The sequence below is a fragment of the Pseudomonas sp. RL genome (genome assembly GCF_000647775.1).
In the GTDB taxonomy this organism is placed as follows: Bacteria; Pseudomonadota; Gammaproteobacteria; order Pseudomonadales; family Pseudomonadaceae; genus Serpens; species Serpens flexibilis.
On the sequence record NZ_JBOY01000076.1, the window covers coordinates 1 to 3,951 of the forward strand.

2 tRNA genes and 2 rRNA genes are annotated in these 3,951 nt (G+C 52.7%); all 4 read right to left on the reverse strand.

Annotated features, from left to right (window positions below):
- Window positions 1–85 precede the first annotated feature (85 nt).
- Window positions 86–2,977: ribosomal RNA gene (locus tag AS93_RS0113030) — 23S ribosomal RNA — on the reverse strand.
- A 231-nt stretch (window positions 2,978–3,208) separates the two neighbouring features.
- Window positions 3,209–3,284 (reverse strand) — tRNA-Ala (locus AS93_RS0113035).
- Between the two features lie 29 nt (window positions 3,285–3,313).
- Window positions 3,314–3,390 (reverse strand) — tRNA-Ile (locus AS93_RS0113040).
- Between the two features lie 63 nt (window positions 3,391–3,453).
- Window positions 3,454–3,951: ribosomal RNA gene (locus AS93_RS0113045) — 16S ribosomal RNA — on the reverse strand; the annotation flags it as partial.

Sequence of the window (3,951 nt, forward strand, 5' to 3'; positions counted from 1 at the left end):
GGCTTTGCGGTTCGTTGCAAATTTTCGGTTTGGTCGACTTCACCATCACCCAATCTGCTTTGTCAGCAAATTGTTTGGGTGTTATATGGTCAAGCCTCACGGGCAATTAGTACTGGTTAGCTCAACGCCTCACAACGCTTACACACCCAGCCTATCAACGTCGTAGTCTCCGACGGCCCTTCAGGGAGCTCGAGGCTCCAGTGAGATCTCATCTTGAGGCAAGTTTCCCGCTTAGATGCTTTCAGCGGTTATCTCTTCCGAACATAGCTACCCGGCAGTGCCACTGGCGTGACAACCGGAACACCAGAGGTTCGTCCACTCCGGTCCTCTCGTACTAGGAGCAGCCCCTCTCAAATCTCAAACGTCCACGGCAGATAGGGACCGAACTGTCTCACGACGTTCTAAACCCAGCTCGCGTACCACTTTAAATGGCGAACAGCCATACCCTTGGGACCGGCTTCAGCCCCAGGATGTGATGAGCCGACATCGAGGTGCCAAACACCGCCGTCGATATGAACTCTTGGGCGGTATCAGCCTGTTATCCCCGGAGTACCTTTTATCCGTTGAGCGATGGCCCTTCCATACAGAACCACCGGATCACTAAGACCTACTTTCGTACCTGCTCGACGTGTTTGTCTCGCAGTCAAGCGCGCTTTTGCCTTTATACTCTGCGACCGATTTCCGACCGGTCTGAGCGCACCTTCGTACTCCTCCGTTACTCTTTAGGAGGAGACCGCCCCAGTCAAACTGCCCACCATACACTGTCCTCGACCCGGATAACGGGCCAGAGTTAGAACCTCAAGCATGCCAGGGTGGTATTTCAAGGATGGCTCCACGCGAACTGGCGTCCACGCTTCAAAGCCTCCCACCTATCCTACACAAGCAGGCTCAAAGTCCAGTGCAAAGCTACAGTAAAGGTTCACGGGGTCTTTCCGTCTAGCCGCGGATACACTGCATCTTCACAGCGATTTCAATTTCACTGAGTCTCGGGTGGAGACAGCGCCGCCATCGTTACGCCATTCGTGCAGGTCGGAACTTACCCGACAAGGAATTTCGCTACCTTAGGACCGTTATAGTTACGGCCGCCGTTTACCGGGGCTTCGATCAAGAGCTTCGCTTTCGCTAACCCCATCAATTAACCTTCCGGCACCGGGCAGGCGTCACACCCTATACGTCCACTTTCGTGTTTGCAGAGTGCTGTGTTTTTAATAAACAGTCGCAGCGGCCTGGTATCTTCGACCGGCGTGTGCTTACAGAGCAAGTCTTTCACACTCACCGGCGCACCTTCTCCCGAAGTTACGGTGCCATTTTGCCTAGTTCCTTCACCCGAGTTCTCTCAAGCGCCTTGGTATTCTCTACCCGACCACCTGTGTCGGTTTGGGGTACGGTTCCTAGTTACCTGAAGCTTAGAGGCTTTTCCTGGAAGCATGGCATCAACCACTTCGCATTCGTAAAGAACGCTCGTCATCAGTTCTCGGCCTTGAGATCCCGGATTTGCCTAAGATCTCGGCCTACCACCTTAAACACGGACAACCAACGCCGTGCTGGCCTAGCCTTCTCCGTCCCCCCATCGCAGTAACTAGAAGTACGGGAATATTGACCCGTTTCCCATCGACTCGCTTTTCAGCCTCGCCTTAGGAGCCGACTAACCCTGCGTCGATTAACGTTGCGCAGGAACCCTTGGTCTTTCGGCGTGGATGTTTTTCACACCCATTGTCGTTACTCATGTCAGCATTCGCACTTCTGATACCTCCAGCAAGCTTCTCAACTCACCTTCACAGGCTTACAGAACGCTCCTCTACCGCGTCATCAAAGATGACACCCGTAGCTTCGGTGCCTGGTTTGAGCCCCGTTACATCTTCCGCGCAGGCCGACTCGACTAGTGAGCTATTACGCTTTCTTTAAAGGATGGCTGCTTCTAAGCCAACCTCCTAGCTGTCTAAGCCTTCCCACATCGTTTCCCACTTAACCAGGACTTTGGGACCTTAGCTGACGGTCTGGGTTGTTTCCCTTTTCACGACGGACGTTAGCACCCGCCGTGTGTCTCCCATGCTCGGCACTTCTGGGTATTCGGAGTTTGCATCGGGTTGGTAAGTCGGGATGACCCCCTAGCCGAAACAGTGCTCTACCCCCCAGAGTGATACATGAGGCGCTACCTAAATAGCTTTCGAGGAGAACCAGCTATCACCGAGCTTGATTAGCCTTTCACTCCGATCCACAGGTCATCCGCTAACTTTTCAACGGTAGTCGGTTCGGTCCTCCAGTCAGTGTTACCTAACCTTCAACCTGCCCATGGATAGATCGCCCGGTTTCGGGTCTATACCCAGCGACTAAACGCCCTATTAAGACTCGCTTTCGCTACGCCTCCCCTATTCGGTTAAGCTCGCCACTGAATATAAGTCGCTGACCCATTATACAAAAGGTACGCAGTCACCTAACAAAGTAGGCTCCCACTGCTTGTACGCATACGGTTTCAGGTTCTATTTCACTCCCCTCTCCGGGGTTCTTTTCGCCTTTCCCTCACGGTACTGGTTCACTATCGGTCAGTCAGTAGTATTTAGCCTTGGAGGATGGTCCCCCCATCTTCAGACAACGTTTCACGTGCGCCGTCCTACTCGTTTTCACTTCTATAAACCTTTCGTATACGGGGCTATCACCCACTATGGCCGCACTTTCCAGAGCGTTCTACTAGATTTAAAGAAGCTTAAGGGCTGGTCCCCGTTCGCTCGCCACTACTAAGGGAATCTCGGTTGATTTCTGTTCCTCAGGGTACTGAGATGTTTCACTTCCCCTGGTTCGCCTCTTGCACCTATGGATTCAGTACAAGATACCTGTCTTATGACAGGTGGGTTTCCCCATTCAGACATCTCCGGATCAAAGTCTGTTTGCCGACTCCCCGGAGCTTTTCGCAGGCTACCACGTCTTTCATCGCCTCTGACTGCCAAGGCATCCACCGTATGCGCTTATTCACTTGACCATATAACCCCAAGCAATCTGTCTCTCGACAACAGCCTTGGATCGATCAGTGAAGTACGACATTCGCCGAAAATTCGCGCTTGAACTCGCAAATTTTGCCTTGAGTTGCTGAATGCAGTGAAACATTCAACAAGTCACTTCTATCACATACCCGAATTTTTAAAGAACGATTCTGGAAAATCCAGAAATCAACATTCACACTGGAATGCTCATTTCTGTGCTTTCGACTTAGTGGTGGAGCCAAGGAGGATCGAACTCCTGACCTCCTGCGTGCAAAGCAGGCGCTCTCCCAGCTGAGCTATGGCCCCAATGTCTCGAAGCCTGCGCCCCTTAACATTGGTGGGTCTGGGCAGATTCGAACTGCCGACCTCACCCTTATCAGGGGTGCGCTCTAACCAACTGAGCTACAGACCCAATCGTCTTCGCAATGAATCAAGCAATTCGTGTGGGAGCTTATGGAGACGGTGATGTCTCGATTAAGGAGGTGATCCAGCCGCAGGTTCCCCTACGGCTACCTTGTTACGACTTCACCCCAGTCATGAATCACTCCGTGGTAACCGTCCCCCCGAAGGTTAGACTAGCTACTTCTGGAGCAACCCACTCCCATGGTGTGACGGGCGGTGTGTACAAGGCCCGGGAACGTATTCACCGTGACATTCTGATTCACGATTACTAGCGATTCCGACTTCACGCAGTCGAGTTGCAGACTGCGATCCGGACTACGATCGGTTTTATGGGATTAGCTCCACCTCGCGGCTTGGCAACCCTTTGTACCGACCATTGTAGCACGTGTGTAGCCCTGGCCGTAAGGGCCATGATGACTTGACGTCATCCCCACCTTCCTCCGGTTTGTCACCGGCAGTCTCCTTAGAGTGCCCACCATAACGTGCTGGTAACTAAGGACAAGGGTTGCGCTCGTTACGGGACTTAACCCAACATCTCACGACACGAGCTGACGACAGCCATGCAGCACCT